15 protein-coding genes and 1 tRNA gene are annotated in these 14,126 nt (G+C 68.1%); 6 read left to right on the plus strand and 10 right to left on the minus strand.

Translation table 11 applies throughout. The annotated features are described in order from the left end of the window. A partial coding sequence (locus VJT49_RS32005; RefSeq protein WP_324168716.1) for a hypothetical protein occupies positions 1 to 753 on the plus strand: 753 nt, incomplete at its 5' end. A gap of 60 nt (positions 754 to 813) precedes the next feature. Here VJT49_RS32005 and rplA read toward each other — a convergent pair. From rplA to VJT49_RS32030, 5 genes are all read right to left on the minus strand, one after another. Beyond that, on the minus strand, positions 814 to 1,533 hold the full coding sequence (gene rplA / locus VJT49_RS32010; protein WP_324168717.1) for a 50S ribosomal protein L1: 720 nt from the start codon (positions 1,531 to 1,533) through the stop codon (positions 814 to 816). A gap of 106 nt (positions 1,534 to 1,639) precedes the next feature. Beyond that, on the minus strand, positions 1,640 to 2,071 hold the full coding sequence (gene rplK / locus VJT49_RS32015; protein ID WP_324168718.1) for a 50S ribosomal protein L11: 432 nt from the start codon (positions 2,069 to 2,071) through the stop codon (positions 1,640 to 1,642). 73 nt (positions 2,072 to 2,144) lie between these two features. Next, positions 2,145 to 2,882 carry a transcription termination/antitermination protein NusG gene (nusG, locus tag VJT49_RS32020; protein WP_324168719.1) on the minus strand — a complete coding sequence of 246 codons (738 nt, stop codon included), beginning with the start codon at positions 2,880 to 2,882 and terminating at the stop codon, positions 2,145 to 2,147. A gap of 53 nt (positions 2,883 to 2,935) precedes the next feature. Then, entirely contained in the window at positions 2,936 to 3,364 is a 429-nt protein-coding gene (gene secE / locus VJT49_RS32025) for a preprotein translocase subunit SecE (RefSeq protein WP_324168720.1), read from the minus strand. A gap of 79 nt (positions 3,365 to 3,443) precedes the next feature. After that, positions 3,444 to 3,516, minus strand: a tRNA-Trp gene (locus VJT49_RS32030). Positions 3,517 to 3,695: 179 nt separating this feature from the next. Between VJT49_RS32030 and VJT49_RS32035 the strand changes: the two genes are divergently transcribed. The 3 genes from VJT49_RS32035 (at position 3,696) to VJT49_RS32045 (ending at position 6,896) form a co-directional block, all read left to right on the plus strand. Continuing rightward, positions 3,696 to 4,922 (plus strand): pyridoxal phosphate-dependent aminotransferase, encoded by a 1,227-nt coding sequence (locus VJT49_RS32035; RefSeq protein ID WP_324168721.1) that lies wholly within the window; start codon positions 3,696 to 3,698, stop codon positions 4,920 to 4,922. Between the two features lie 50 nt (positions 4,923 to 4,972). After that, entirely contained in the window at positions 4,973 to 5,902 is a 930-nt protein-coding gene (locus VJT49_RS32040) for an SGNH/GDSL hydrolase family protein (protein ID WP_324168722.1), read from the plus strand. 91 nt (positions 5,903 to 5,993) lie between these two features. Next, entirely contained in the window at positions 5,994 to 6,896 is a 903-nt protein-coding gene (locus VJT49_RS32045; RefSeq protein ID WP_324168723.1) for an SGNH/GDSL hydrolase family protein, read from the plus strand. On the opposite strand, the gene VJT49_RS32050 is transcribed toward VJT49_RS32045, so the two are convergent. Beyond that, complete coding sequence (locus VJT49_RS32050; RefSeq protein ID WP_324168724.1) at positions 6,886 to 7,149, minus strand: hypothetical protein; 264 nt, start codon at positions 7,147 to 7,149, stop codon at positions 6,886 to 6,888. The genes VJT49_RS32045 and VJT49_RS32050 overlap by 11 nt on opposite strands. 44 nt (positions 7,150 to 7,193) lie before the next feature. Beyond that, positions 7,194 to 7,547, minus strand: coding sequence for an alpha/beta hydrolase-fold protein (locus tag VJT49_RS32055; RefSeq protein WP_324168725.1), 354 nt, complete (start codon positions 7,545 to 7,547; stop codon positions 7,194 to 7,196). 515 nt (positions 7,548 to 8,062) lie between these two features. Here VJT49_RS32055 and VJT49_RS32060 point away from each other — a divergent pair. Together VJT49_RS32060 and VJT49_RS32065 are read left to right on the plus strand one after the other, a co-directional pair. Next, positions 8,063 to 8,512, plus strand: a complete 450-nt coding sequence (locus tag VJT49_RS32060; RefSeq protein ID WP_324168726.1) for a MaoC family dehydratase N-terminal domain-containing protein — start codon at positions 8,063 to 8,065, stop codon at positions 8,510 to 8,512. Next, the gene (locus VJT49_RS32065) at positions 8,509 to 8,910 is read left to right on the plus strand and encodes a MaoC family dehydratase (RefSeq protein WP_324168727.1); all 402 of its coding nucleotides are present in this window, start codon (positions 8,509 to 8,511) and stop codon (positions 8,908 to 8,910) included. Before VJT49_RS32060 ends, VJT49_RS32065 begins: the two co-directional genes overlap by 4 nt. Before the next feature lie 71 nt (positions 8,911 to 8,981). On the opposite strand, the gene VJT49_RS32070 is transcribed toward VJT49_RS32065, so the two are convergent. Genes VJT49_RS32070 through VJT49_RS32080 form a run of 3 tightly spaced genes read right to left on the minus strand, consistent with a single transcriptional unit; the run spans position 8,982 to position 13,932 of the window. Next, the gene (locus VJT49_RS32070) at positions 8,982 to 9,860 is read right to left on the minus strand and encodes an ROK family protein (RefSeq protein ID WP_324168728.1); all 879 of its coding nucleotides are present in this window, start codon (positions 9,858 to 9,860) and stop codon (positions 8,982 to 8,984) included. After that, positions 9,857 to 12,544: a glycoside hydrolase family 2 protein gene (locus tag VJT49_RS32075; RefSeq protein ID WP_324168729.1), complete on the minus strand. Its 2,688-nt coding sequence runs from the start codon at positions 12,542 to 12,544 to the stop codon at positions 9,857 to 9,859. Before VJT49_RS32075 ends, VJT49_RS32070 begins: the two co-directional genes overlap by 4 nt. After that, on the minus strand, positions 12,541 to 13,932 hold the full coding sequence (locus tag VJT49_RS32080) for an APC family permease (RefSeq protein WP_324168730.1): 1,392 nt from the start codon (positions 13,930 to 13,932) through the stop codon (positions 12,541 to 12,543). Before VJT49_RS32080 ends, VJT49_RS32075 begins: the two co-directional genes overlap by 4 nt. Between the last annotated feature and the right edge of the window lie 194 nt (positions 13,933 to 14,126).

A 14,126-nucleotide genomic window follows, 5' to 3' on the forward strand; every position in this document is an offset into this window, starting at 1 on the left:
GAGCAACTGCGGCAGTTCCAGCAGTTCCAGCAGTTCCAGGACTATCTGCGGTTCACCGAAGCCCAACGTCAGAACGGCCAACTGGTGCCGGGCCAGAGTGGGCCGCCGGCGCCGCCGCCCGGTGGCCCGGTCCAGGTCACAGCGCCGCCGCAGCTTCCCGCGCCGCGCCCCAGGATCAGGGCGCCCAGGTGGGCGAAACGGCTGGCCGGCAAGCTGCTTTCGGCGTTCCTCTTCCTGCTGGTGCTGCTGATCGCCGGGAAGTTCGCCTACGAATACTTCTTCCCCAGCCAGGACGACAACCGTCCCGCCTCCGAGACCGGCGGCGGGACGTACCACACGAACAAGATCCTCTCGACCCAGCCGTACGAGGCGGTCCGCACCGTCTACGACGCCATTGCCCAGAAGGACCCCAATCCGGAGGACATGGCGACCAGGGCCTGCGGCCGGTTCCGCGAGGACATCCAGCAGAAGTTCGCGACGGACATGGGTTTCGCCGACTGCCGCCAAGCCGTGTTCGCGCTGCATGCACAGGTCACCGACATCAACGCCTACGCCGAGTCCATTCCGAGCTACGTCTCCGACCAGGGCGGCGACACCGTGCGGGTCGACTCCTGCTCGTTCTCCATCAGCGGAGGACCGGCACTCGGTGTGTTCGTCGTTACAAAGGTCGAAAAAGGACAGTGGCTGGTCACCGGGCATGAGCCGGGCCCGGCCACCTGCCGCCCGCCCAGCGCCTCGCCGACCACCGGCTGACACGAAGCGAAAAGACGGCCCGGCAACGATGTTGCCGGGCCGTCTTTCGCTTGAGTCGTGTCAGGCGGTCGCTTCCTCGGTGAGGAGGTTGCGGGTGCGCGCCGGGTCGACCGGAACGCCCGGGCCCATGGTGGTCGAGAAGGTCACCTTCTTCAGGTAGCGGCCCTTCGCGGCCGACGGCTTCGCGCGCAGAACCTCGTCCAGCGCGGCGGCGTAGTTCTCCACCAGCTTCTCCGGCTCGAACGACGCCTTGCCGATCACCAGGTGCAGGTTCGCCTGCTTGTCCACCCGGAAGTTGATCTTGCCGCCCTTGATGTCGGTGACCGCCTTGCCGACCGCGGGGGTCACCGTGCCGGTCTTCGGGTTCGGCATCAGGCCACGCGGACCGAGGATGCGGGCGATCCGCCCGACCTTGGCCATCTGGTCCGGCGTCGCGATCGCGGCGTCGAAGTCGAGCCAGCCACCCTGGATGCGCTCGATCAGATCGTCGCTGCCGACCACGTCCGCCCCGGCGGCCTCGGCCTCGGCGGCCTTGTCCCCGACGGCGAACACGATCACGCGGGCGGTCTTACCGGTACCGTGCGGCAGGTTCACGGTGCCGCGGACCATCTGGTCGGCCTTGCGGGGGTCGACGCCGAGACGCATGGCCACTTCGACCGTGGCGTCCATCTTCGTCTTCGAGGTTTCCTTCGCGAGCTTCGCGGCATCGAGCGGCGAGTACAGCCGCTCGCGGTCGATCAGCTCGGCGGCCTGACGGTAGGCCTTGCTGCGCTTTGCCATGCTCTGTCCTTTTGGATCAGTGTGGTGACGGGCCAGCGCCTGGCCCTCCCACGGGGTTCAACACTGCCGCGCGGCAGCGCGGCGATGAGGGTCCTGCGACCGTGAGCTACTCGACGGTGATGCCCATGGACCGGGCGGTGCCGGCGATGATCTTGGCGGCCTGCTCGATGTCGTGGGCGTTGAGGTCGCTCTTCTTCGTCTCGGCGATCTCGCGCACCTGGTCCCAGGTCACCTTGGCGACCTTGGTCTTGTGCGGCTCGCCAGAGCCCTTCTCCACACCGGCGGCCTTGAGTAGCAGCTTCGCGGCCGGCGGGGTCTTGAGCTTGAAGTCGAACGAGCGGTCCTCGTACACGGAGATCTCGACCGGCACCACGTTGCCGCGCTGCGACTCGGTCGCGGCGTTGTAGGCCTTGCAGAACTCCATGATGTTGACACCGTGCTGACCCAGCGCGGGGCCGACCGGCGGAGCCGGGTTCGCGGCACCCGCCTGAATCTGCAGCTTGATGATCGCCGCAAGCTTCTTCTTCTTGGGTGGCATTCCTTTGTCCTATTCAGTACAACTTCCCCCGCGCACCTGCCAGCGGCGAGGGCCAACGGCCGCCAGGCGGCCGTCAGATCTTGGAGACCTGGTTGAACGACAGTTCGACCGGCGTCTCCCGGCCGAAGATCGACACCAGCACCTTCAGCTTCTGCGCGTCCGTGTTGACCTCGCTGATCGTGGCGGGCAGCGTGGCGAACGGGCCGTCCATGACGGTCACCGACTCGCCCACCTCGAAGTCCACCTCGACCGGCGTGCCGCCCAGCGCGGCCTCCGCCGCGGCGGTCTCGCCCTTCGCCTTCGCGGGCGCGGCCTTCTCCACCTTCGGCGCCAGGAACTTGAGCACCTCGTCGACGCTCAGCGGGGAGGGCTTGGAGGTGGCGCCCACGAACCCGGTGACGCCCGGCGTGTTGCGCACCGCGCTCCACGAGGCGTCGTTCAGCTCCATGCGGACCAGGATGTAGCCGGGCAGGACCTTGCGCTGCACCTGCTTGCGCTGACCGTTCTTGATCTCGGTGACCTCTTCGGTGGGCACCTCGATCTGGAAGATGTAGTCCTCGACGTCCAGGGTCTGGGTCCGGGTCTCGAGGTTGTTCTTGACCTTGTTCTCGTACCCCGCGTACGAGTGCACCACGTACCATTCACCCGGCAGAGACTGCAGCTCCTTGCGGAGCTTGGCCACCGGGTCGTCCTCAGCCGGCTCCGGTTCGGTGACCGCGTCGGTACCGACCGCGCTCGGTTCGAGGTCGGCCTGTGCCTCGCCCGGCTCGTCGTACTCGTCGCCGGTTGCCACGCCATTCTCGGAGGTCACGTTCCGTCCTCTCAGTTGCTCATGGTGTTCGTGCTGGCCCGCGCGCCTGGCGCTCAGCCGAACAGCCAGAACACGCCCTTACGGAACGCGAAGTCCAGCAAGTAGACCAACGCGACCATGACGGCCACGAAGACCAGCACCACGGTGGTGTAGGTGATCATCTGCTTGCGCGTCGGCCAGATGACCTTGCGCAGCTCAGCCCACACCTCGCGGATGAACCGCACCAGCCTCGCCATCGGCGAGGTCTTCTTCTGCTTGCGATCCCGCTTGGGGGTCGCCCGCCCCTTCTTGACGGTCTCGGTGGCCTCCGTGGAGGACGCCTTCACCGCCGGACGCGCCTTCTCGGTTTCCTTGGCCGTGGCCTTGCCCGCCGGGCGCGCGGAGGCGCGGCGCTCACGCCGAGCCGCAGCGGTGACCGGCCGGGAAGCCCGCTTGGGCTCCTGGTCCTTCTCGCCGCTGGCGTCGCTGTCGCTCACGACCACTCCTCCGTAGTTGTGTCCGGAAGACGACGCCGATGACTCTCGCCGATCTTCGTCTTCCGTCGCACCGCCTATCTCGACGCAGGGGTGACAGGACTTGAACCTGCAACCTGCGGTTTTGGAGACCGCTGCTCTGCCATTTGAGCTACACCCCTTCGAGCTACCGGCCAGCTCGCTTGGACACCCTCAACCAACCCCACCTCCCGGTGGAGCGAAGCCCCGGACGTCCCAAGTTCGGCAGTCTACGGCAAGGCCTGGACAGGCTCGCAACCGAGGCCTCCTCACCCCCGCCCTGCGTGCTGGATCACACCGCCGGCATGCCACCATGGAGACCATGAGTTCTCCCGCGACCATCACCGCCCGTCCCCGCATCTCGGCCCGGATCGCCGGCATCACGCCGTCGGCCACGCTCGCCGTGGACGCGAAGGTCAAGGCGCTCAAGGCCGAGGGCCGCCCGGTGATCGGCTTCGGCGCGGGTCAGCCCGACTTCCCCACCCCGGACCACGTCGTCGAAGCCGCCGCGGCGGCCGTGCACGACCGCGCCAACCACGGCTACACCGCCGCCGCGGGCCTGCCGGAGCTGCGTGCGGCCATCGCCGCCAAGACGCTGCGCGACACCGGCTTCGAAGTGGCTTCCACCCAGGTACTGGTCACCAACGGTGGAAAGCAGGCCGTGTATTCCGCCTTCGCGACCCTGCTCGACCCGGGCGACGAGGTGCTCCTGCTGGCGCCGTACTGGACCACCTACCCGGAGTCGATCAAGCTGGCCGGCGGGGTGCCCGTGCAGGTCACCGCGGACGAGTCGACAGGCTACCTGGTCGACGTCGGGCAACTGGAGGCCGCGCGCACCGACCGCACGAAGGTGCTGCTGTTCAACTCGCCGTCCAACCCGACCGGCGCGGTCTACCCCCGTGAGCGGATCGAGGCCATCGGCCGGTGGGCCCACGAGAACGGCATCTGGGTGATCACCGACGAGATCTACGAGCACCTGCTCTACGACGGCGCCGAGAATCACTCGCTGCCGGTCGTGGTGCCCGAGATGGCCGACCGGACACTGGTGCTCAACGGGGTCGCGAAGACGTATTCGATGACCGGGTGGCGGGTCGGCTGGATCATCGGCCCGCAGGACGTGGTCAAGGCCGCGTCGAGCTACCAGACGCACCTGTGCGGCAACGTGGCCAACATCTCGCAGCGGGCCGCGCTGGCCGCCGTCGCCGGGCCGCTGGACGTCGTCCACCAGATGCGCGAGGCGTTCGACGCGCGCCGCAAGCGGATCGTGTCGCTGCTCTCGGAGATCCCGGGCGTGGACTGCCCGACCCCACAAGGCGCGTTCTACGCCTACCCCTCCGTGAAGTCCGTCCTCGGCAAGGAGATCCGCGGCGAGCGGCCGGCGGACACGCTGGAACTGGCGGACCTCATCCTGCGTGAGGCCGAGGTGGCCGTCGTGCCCGGTGAGGCGTTCGGTACCCCCGGCTACTTCCGCTTCTCCTACGCCCTCGCCGAAGCGGACCTGGTCGAGGGCGTCACGAGGGTCGGCAACCTGCTCTCCGAAGCGAGGTAACTCCGGGCTGTGCCCGAATCAAACGCTGATCAACGGGTACAACCGGACATGTGGGTAACGGAGCAGACTCTCGCCGGGGGCGCCGCCTGGGCCTCCTGCTGATCGTGCTGGTGGCCGCCGCCGGCTCGGTTGTCGCGGTCTTCTACCTCAGGCCTCAGCAGGACTCGTCGGCCGCGCCTCCGGCGCCACCGGGTTCAGACATCGGCGGTGGCACCGGCCGGTACGTCGCGCTCGGCGACTCCTACACCGCCTCGCCGAGGACCGGCGCACCGGTCGGTGACCCGCCGGGATGCGACAGATCCGACAACAACTATCCGCGCCTGATCGCGGCCGAGCTCAGGCCGGCCGAGTTCGCCGACGTCAGCTGCAGCGGCGCGACCACGGCGAACCTGACCGGTCCACACCAGACGAACAACGGCACGAACCCACCCCAGCTGGACGCGGTGAACGCCGACACCACGCTGGTCACCCTCGGTATCGGCGGCAACGACGTCGGCTTCATCGGGCTGGCCAGGGACTGCGCCACCAACGACCGGAACGTTTCGCCGTGCCGGGCGAGGCTGGACACCGGTGGACGGGACCAACTCGCCGAACGGATCGACGCCACCGCGCCCAAGATCGCCGACGTGCTGGACCGCATCCGCGGAAAGGCGCCGAAGGCCAGGGTGATCGTGGTGGGCTACCCGACCGCGCTGCCCGCCGGGACGGGCTGCTGGCCGTTCCTCCCACTCGGCCCGGACGACGTCGCCTACCTGCGCGAATCGGCGGCCAGGTTCAACCGGACGCTCGCCGCGCAGGCGAAGTCGCATCAGGCCGGGTTCGCCGACACCACGAAGCCGAGCAAGGGCCACGACATGTGCACCAAGGCCAGCACGAAGTGGGTGGAAGACCTGGTTCCGTCCGCCCCCGCCCTGTCGCTGCACCCCAACGCGAAAGGCGAACGCGCCATGGCCGACGCGGTGCTCGAACTCCTGTCCTGATATCACCCCGATCGGCGATCTTCGCGCCCAGGAGCGGCCGTCACCCAATCGGTGAGTGATGGACCGGCCACGAATAGCGTACAAACAGACCGTGGCTAACAAAGGCAGTGGGGGGCTGATCCTGCTGGTGGTCGTCGCCAGCCTGATCGGGTTCGGGTACCTCAAATCCCAGCAGGGGTCGTCGGCGGAGCCTCCCGCGCCGCCTGGATCGGAAACGGGCGGTGGGACCGGGCGGTACGTGGCGCTCGGAGACTCCTACACCTCCTCGCCCAAGACCGGTGCGCAGGCCGGTGGTCCGCCGGGATGCGCCCGGTCCGACAACAATTACCCGCACCTGATCGCGGCCGAGCTCAGGCCGGCCGGGTTCGCCGACGTCAGCTGCAGCGGCGCGACCACGGCGAACATGACCTCCGCGCAGCAGACCAAGAACGGCACGAACCCGCCACAACTCGACGCGGTCAACGCGAGCACCACACTGGTCACCATCGGCATCGGCGGCAACGACGTCGGCTTCATCAGCCTCGCCAGGGAATGCGCGACGCTCAACCCGAACACCTCACCGTGCCGGGACCGGATGACCGCCGGCGGCCACGACCAGCTCGCCGAGCGGATCCAGGCCACCGCGTCCAAGGTGGCCGCGGTGCTCGACCGCATTCACACGAAAGCGCCCAAGGCCAAGGTGATCGTCGTTGGCTACCCGACCGCGCTGCCCGACGGCAACGGCTGCTGGCCCTTCGTACCGCTGGGTGCGGGCGACGTGGCCTACCTGCGCGAATCCGAAGAAAAGCTGAACGACATGCTCGCCGAGCAGGCCAAGGCGCACAAGGCCGGGTTCGCCGACACCGCCACGCCGAGCAAGGGCCACGACATGTGCACCAAATCCGACACCAAGTGGGTGGAGGACCTTGTCCCGACCTCGCCGGCGGAAGCGCTGCACCCCAACGCGAAGGGCCAGCGTGCCATGGCCGACGCCGTGCTTCCGCTCATCCGCTGACCGCCATCATGGCCGGCGGCTCCTGGCGAAGGTCGCGCTGCCAGTACGGCGCCGAGTGGGTGCCCGGACCGTAGTCGACGAAGGTGTGCGGTATGTCGAGTGCGGTCAGCTTCTCGTCGAAGGCCACCGAGGAGCGATGGATCCACAACTCGGTCAGGTCCGGCAGCGTGAGTGGGCCGTCGAGAGGCCCGGGCAACCCGTTGCCGGTGTAGACCGCGAGGTGCGTGCCTTGCAGGATTTCGCGATGTGCCACGGATCGTGTTGCTGCCAACGCGGGTTACTGAGCGGGCGCGGGCCTCATACCGCGGTCGGGATCCGAAGATCGGCCAGTGGTGCCTCGACGGTCAGGGTGGCGGGAATGCTGTTGAGATCGACCGCTCCGGAGAAGCTCGCGGCCTCGGCGAAGAGCCCGGGATGACTCGCGGCATAGCTCATCACCCCGAAACCACCCATCGACAAGCCCGCGAGCGCGCGGTTTTCGTGGTCCGGAAGTTGGCGTCGACCCACGGCACGAGCTGTCCGATGTGGAAGGTCTCCCACTCCGGTGGCCCTGCCCAAGCCGAAGTTGCACCAGCCTCCGTGCCCGCCGTCGGGCATGACGATGACTCCGAACCCGGCGGTGATCTTCCGCGCGTCGCCGTCGTCGGTCACACCACTTGTAGTCCTGATTCCCGCCGTGCAGCAGGTACGGCACGCGGGAGCGCTGCCCGGGGTGGTCGTCGTAGCCGTCGGGCAGGAAGACCCGGAACGTCGTTTCCGCGCCCGGTGCGGAAGTCGACACGGTTACCTCCAACAGTCGAGTGTTCAGGTGATCAGCACGAGCACAAGAAGGACCCCGGACACGTTTGCGAGGCTGACAAGGAAAGATCCGGCGAATGTGAGATCCGGGATATGTGGGCTGCCGCTGGCGAACATTGTCCAAAATCCGGTTTCCGGATCCGGAAGCGGAAACGGGAGCGGGAGCTCGAAGGCCACGGAGGGCGGACTCGCACCACCTGAAAGCCGGACTCGCGCGTCGCGAAAGCCGGACGCGCGCGTCGCGAAAGGCCGACTCGCCCGTTGCGAAAGGCCGACTCGCGGGGTGAGCCGGGGCATGTGCGGCGAAACCGGGCCACGATGGCGTGACAGGCGGGTTTTCGCGGGCCGCGGGAAGGTAGCCTGCTTGGGTGCCATTGGACCAGTCGTTCATCGGGCGGACCTACCCGCCGACCAGCAGCTATGCCGTGGGGCGCGAGAAGATCCGGGAGTTCGCCGACGCGATCGCTGACCCCGACCCGCTCTACCGGGATCCCGAGGCGGCTCGCGCCGCCGGGTATCCGGACGTGATCGCGCCACCGACTTTCCTGACCGTGATCAACCTCGCCGCGATCAACACGATCGTGGAGGATCCGGAACTCGGGCTCGACTATTCGCGCATGGTGCACGGCGACCAAAGCTTCACCTACACGCGGCCCGTCCACGCCGGCGACGAGCTCCAGGTCACGACGCGCGTCAAGGATGTCATGGCACGCGCGGGCAACGATTTCCTGACCGTTCACGCCGAGATCACCGGGTCCGATGGCGAGCTGATCTGCACCACCAGCGCACAGCTGGTCGTTCGAGGGGAGGGCGCGTGAGCTACTCGGTTGGCGAGGAGTTGCCGCCGTTGAGCGTGCGGGTGACCCGGGACCGCCTGATCCGGTACGCCGGCGCCTCGCTGGACTTCAACCCCATCCACTGGAACGAGCGTTTCGCCAAGCAGGTGGGGCTGCCGGACGTGATCGCGCACGGCATGCTCACCATGGCGCTGGCAGGCCGGCTCGTCACCGGCTGGCTCGGCGACCCGGGTCGCCTGGTGTCCTACGGCGTCCGGTTCACCCGTCCCGTTGTGGTACCCGACGACGAGAAGGGAGCGCTCGTCGAGTTCACCGGCAAGGTAATCGAGGTCCGCGACGACGGCACCGCTCGCATCGACATCACGGCGAAGTTCGACGGCAAGACCGTGCTCGGCAAGGCGTCCGCGGTCGTCCGTTAACGGCCGGTCGTCGTTCTGCTGGCGATATGGCAAGGGGTCGGGGTTTTGAGCACCGGATCCTTGCTGCGGCCTTAGGCGGAGCCGGCCAGTGCGATGGCGCCGCGTAGCGCGCCGTCCTGGGTGAAGTGCGCGGCGACCAGTTCGGGCGGGAACGGCACGGCGTTGGCCAGCCGTTCCCGCAGCGCGGGCAGGATGATCTCGGCCGAACCCAGCAAGCCGCCGCCGACCGCGATTCGCCGCGGGTCGAGGGTGATCGCCAGGTTCGCCACGTGGACCGACAGTTCGTCCAGCGCCTCGGATACCACCGCCTTGGCCACGGCGTCGTCTCGCGCCAAGCCGAACAGTTCGGCCGCGGTGACGTCGCGGCCCAGCCGCTCGCTGGCCCGCATGCCGAGCCCGCGCCCGCCGACGGCCTCCTCCAGCGGCGCAGCGCCTTCGGCGAAGGACGCGGTGTCGCCCGCGCCGCGCAGGTTGTAGCCGATCTCCCCGGCGGCACCGTTGGCTCCGGCGAGCACACGCCCGCCCACGACGATCGCCGCCGCGATGCCCGTACCGAGTGACAGGAACACCGCCGGGTCGGCCCCGGCCAGTGCGCCCCAGCGCGTCTCCGCGAGCCCTGCGGCCTTGACGTCGGTACCCACGGTAACCGCGGGGCCGAACTCCGCGGCCACCAGCTCGCGCAGCCGTAGCCGTCCCCACCCGGGCACGTTGGGCGCGAGCAGGATCTTCTCCGGTAGCACGATGCCCGGGCTGACCACGCCGACCGCGGCCGGCGCCCGCCCGGCGAGCAGGTCGCGCGCGGCGGTCAGCGCCCGCGACACGACCTGCTCGGCTCCCCCGGCCGGGTCGGTGCCGAGCCGTGTCTGCTCGAGCAGACGCCCGGCCCGGTCGGCGATTCCGAGGGCGACCTTCGTCCCGCCGAAATCGATGCCCAGGACGAGTTCGCTCACCCGGTCACCGTGGGTGTGTTGAAGCCCGAGATCCGGACGACCGGTTTCACGCCCCCGTCGTAGCGGGCGGTGAGGACCTGCGACTGCCCGGGCCAGAGCACGATGTCGTTGTCGTCCCAAGTGGCCCACCGCGCCCCCGCGATGTCCGCGCGGACGAAGAACGCGACCGTGTTCGACGTGTTCGTGATGGTCACCGAGGTCCTACCCGACGAATTCGTGGTCTTCACGCTGACGCTCGACTTGGGCAGCGTCTGCAGGGCCTGCAGGTTCGCGTACTGCTTCATCGTCGCCTGCGGATTTCCTTGGGTGGCGGACCAGTCCACCACGTCCTCCTGCGTGGACCGCCAGTAGACGTTGCGGTCGACCACCTTTCCGTGCTGGCTCACCACGAGTTCGACGAAGTAGGCCGGCTCCGAGGCGGGTAGCGTGGGCACCTCGGGCTTGAGCACACCGCCCAGGACCTGCTGGCTCGCCAGCGAGATCCCGCTCGCCTGCCGGTCGTCGAGCACCTTGCCGTTCAGGTCGTAGACCCTCGCCCGGACGGACAGGTCGCTCTGGGTGGCCGCGCCGAGATTGTCCACCGTGACGGTGTTGTCGTCGTAGGTGAGCAGGGCGTGCAGCGGCTTGTTGGCCTTCTGCGCACCGTAGTAGGCGCCCGGCTGGTCGCCGTCGTAGTTGTACAACGACCAGAGCAGCGTCGGCCAGCCCTTGTTGAGCTGCCAGTACACGACGCCGGTCGACGGGTTCGTCTTGTTCGTCGAGTGCGCGAGGAACGCCTCGAACTGCGACCGCGTGTTCTCGTAGTTGGCCAACTGCGCGAGCTTCACGTAACTGTCCAAATCGGACCATTGCCCGTAGCGCGCGGCCAGTGCGGTGTCGAAGGTGTAGAGCGTGCCGAAGGCGTAACCGCCGTGGCCCGGCTCGAAATTGGCGTGGTACTGGTTGTACCCCGGGTCCTGCCAGAGCTTCGCCTGTTCGGTGGGCGAGAGGAAGCTCTTGATCGAGTCCAGCGTGGGCACGGTGTGCCCGGCACTCTGCTCACTCGCGAATCCCCAGGCGCCACCCACGTTCGTCCGGCTGTCGTCGCCGGAATCGTAATGCGAGCTGTCGTACCAGTAGGTCGGCGGCACCCAGTCGTACGGGCCTTCCTTCTCCCCCGACGGGCCGAGTTTCTTCGTGCTCTTGTATTCGGCCGACGCGATGATCGGCACCTGGAAGTCCGCCTCGGCGAACCCGGCGAGCGACTCGGTTTCCTGCCGCGGCAAGGGTTCGTTGTCACTCCACCCGTAGGTGATGACGCTCGGATGGTTGCGCTCGCGCTCACCGATGCCGCGAGCGGAGTCATGCATGATGCGGAAGTCGCGCGCGGTCAGGTTCGCCTCCGAATCGGGTTGCCACGCGTCGCAGCAGAGGAAACCACCGAGCACGAGCAGCCCGGCGCGGTCCATCTGCTCGTAGAAGTCCGCGGGCATGTCGTGACCTTCCAGCCGGACACCGCTCAGGCCGAGGTTGCGGATCAGCGCGATCTGGCGCGCCACATTGTCCTCCGAATACCGGAGGAACAGATCGGGCGCGAACCCGCCGCCGCGGAACACGAACTCCTTGCCGTTCACGCCGAAGATCCGCGCGCCGTCTGGCGCCTGCGGCGATTTCCCGATCAACCGGGAGCTGACCGTGCGGATGCCGAAGGTGTCACGGGAGGTCGTGGACACCTTGCCGTCCTGGGAAACCGAGGTGCTCAACGTGTAGAGCGGCTGGTCGCCCATCGAGTACGGCCACCACAGGCGTGGCCGCGTGATGGTCACGGGCGCGAACGAAACCGTCTTCGTGCTCGACGCCGGAACGCTGACCGTCTGGCTGACCACGATCGGTGTGCCGCCATCCGGAGGCGTGATCGTCGCGCTGACCTCGCCCTGTTGGGTACGGTTCGCGCTGTTGGTGACGTCGAGCTTCGCGGTCAGCACCGACTTGCTCAGATCCGCCGCGTTCTGCTGCACCACGTGCGCGTTCGAGCCGGCCAGCACGTCCGAGAGCTGGAGCTGGATCGGATACTGGATGCCGGTGTCGTTGTCCGGCGGGATCTGACCCCAGTCGACCTGGTCCAGGGTGTACATCCTGGTGGGGTCGTTCGGATACATCTTGATGGCCAGCGAGTTCTTGCCCGCGTGGACCAGTGAACTGACATCGAAGGTGTGGCCGGCGAACGCCCCGCTGACCATGTCCTTGCCGGCCACCAGGCTGCCGTTCACCCAGACGTCGCCCTCGCCGACGACGCCCGGAATGACCAGCCTCGCGGTCGTCTTCGCCGACAGCGTGAAGTCGGTGCGGAACCACCACGGCACGGCGAACCGGGCCACGGTCACCGGGCCGACCTTGTCCGTGTAGCCGAAGCACTTGCGCATGTTGTCGCTGTGGAACACGTCGGGGCAGGCACCGTTCTGCAGCAGCGCGTTGATCTCCGTGCCGGGTGCGCCCGCGTCATCGGGCGTCACCGGCAGCCAGCCCCTAATGTCGAAGGACGGGTTGGAGATCTTTTCGGCGGCTTCGGTGGCAACGGCGCTGCTCTGCACCTGCCAGCCCTGCTTGCCGAGGGTGAGCAGACCGGTCGGGGCGGCCTCCGCGGCAACCGGCGCGGTGAGCAGCGCGGCGGCCAGCGCCACCACGGCTGGGAACACGATCCTCATTGGACGAACGCCTCCTGGATTTCCTTCTCTCCGAACGGCCAGGTGCGCTCGGCCCTCGCCCACACCAGGAAGGCGAGCACACCGAGGACGATCCAGCCCAGCGTCAGCCACATCGACAGCGCGGTGGCCGAGACGAAGATGTAGACCCAGCCGGCGACCGCGATGATCGTCGGAACGGGGTAGAGCCACTGCTTGTACGGCCGCTTCAGCTCGGGCTGGCGTCGCCGCAGCACGACGATCGCGGCGGCCTGCGCCAGCGACTGGACGACGACCAGCACCGCGAGCGCCATGTTGATCACGTCGGTGAGGCTGAACAGGGACCCGGCCGCGGTGATCACGCCCATCGTCAGCAGGCCGACCGTCGGGAAGTTCAGCCGGGGGTGGAGGCGGCCGAACCAGGGCAGGAACAGCTTGTCCCGCGCCGCCTCGTAGGGCACGCGCGAGCCGCCGAGCAGCCCGGCGAAGATCGAGCCGAACGCGGTCACCACGATCGCGACGGTGAGGACCCTGGCGGTCGTGCTCCCCCAGGTGCGTTCCAGCACCAGCGAGGCGACCGAGGTGGAGTCCTTGATCTCCGCCCACGGCACCGCGCCGAGCACGCCGACCTGGAGCAGGAAGTACAGCGCCATGATGCCAAGGACCGAGTACACAATGGACCGTGGCAGGTTCCGGCCGGGGTCGCGGATCTCGGCGCCCAGGTAGGCCGTGGTGTTGTAGCCGAGGTAGTCGTAGATCGCGATGATCAGGCCGGCGCCGAGCCCGCTCCAGAAGGCCCCGCCGCCACCGAACGCGCCCTGGGTGAAACCGAACGCCTGGCCCGCGTTGAAGTGCGTGAAGGCGGCGAGGACCACCGCGAGCACGGAGAACAGCATCACGCCGAACAGGACCGTGGTGAGCTTCCCGATCTCACCGATCTTGCGGTAGAGCGCGAACACCACGAGGACCACGACCGCGATGCCGATGACGTGCCCGAGCAGCGTGGTGTCGCCGCTGCCGTCGACCACGCCGGGCACCAGGTAGCCGAGGTAGCTGATTAGGCCGATCACCCCGGTGGACATGATCAGTGGGATGAACAGCACCGCGCTCCACGCGAACAGGAACGGCATCAGCCGCCCGGTGCGGTACTGGAAGGCCTCACGGAGGTAGAGATAGGTGCCGCCGGCTCCGGGCATGGCGGCCCCGAGTTCGGCCCAGATCAGCCCGTCGGCGAGTGCGATGATCGCCCCGACGACCCAGCCGAACATCGCCTGGGGACCCTGCATCGTCGCGACCATCGCCGGGATGGTGACGAACGGGCCGATCCCGCACATCTGGGTCATGTTGATCGCGGTCGCCTGGACGGGTCCGATCCGGCGCTCGAACCCGGCGACCTGGGTGGGTGATGTCACGGCACGCCTCCCTGAATTCGTTAAGAAGGTTTCTTAACATAGTGGGAGGGCAGGCGAAAGGGGCTGCCCTTTTAAACTGGGTAACGAGTTGCCAAGGAGGCCGGAAGTGAGCCGGCCGGGAGACCGCCGGCCGACGTGCATCTCGGCGCTCGCGACACTGCCGGCCGGATTAACAGCTACCAGCACAGTCGAGG

The organism is Amycolatopsis sp. (assembly GCF_035276945.1).
Lineage (GTDB): Bacteria > Actinomycetota > Actinomycetes > Mycobacteriales > Pseudonocardiaceae > Amycolatopsis_E.

Excerpts from the sequence above, each read along its gene's own strand:
- rplA (WP_324168717.1), bottom strand. The coding sequence starts at position 1,533 with ATGGCAAAGCGCAGCAAGGCCTACCGTCAGGCCGCCGAGCTGATCGAC.
- rplK (WP_324168718.1), bottom strand. The coding sequence starts at position 2,071 with ATGCCACCCAAGAAGAAGAAGCTTGCGGCGATCATCAAGCTGCAGATT.
- VJT49_RS32035 (WP_324168721.1), top strand. The coding sequence starts at position 3,696 with ATGAGTTCTCCCGCGACCATCACCGCCCGTCCCCGCATCTCGGCCCGG.
- VJT49_RS32075 (WP_324168729.1), bottom strand. The coding sequence starts at position 12,544 with ATGAGGATCGTGTTCCCAGCCGTGGTGGCGCTGGCCGCCGCGCTGCTC.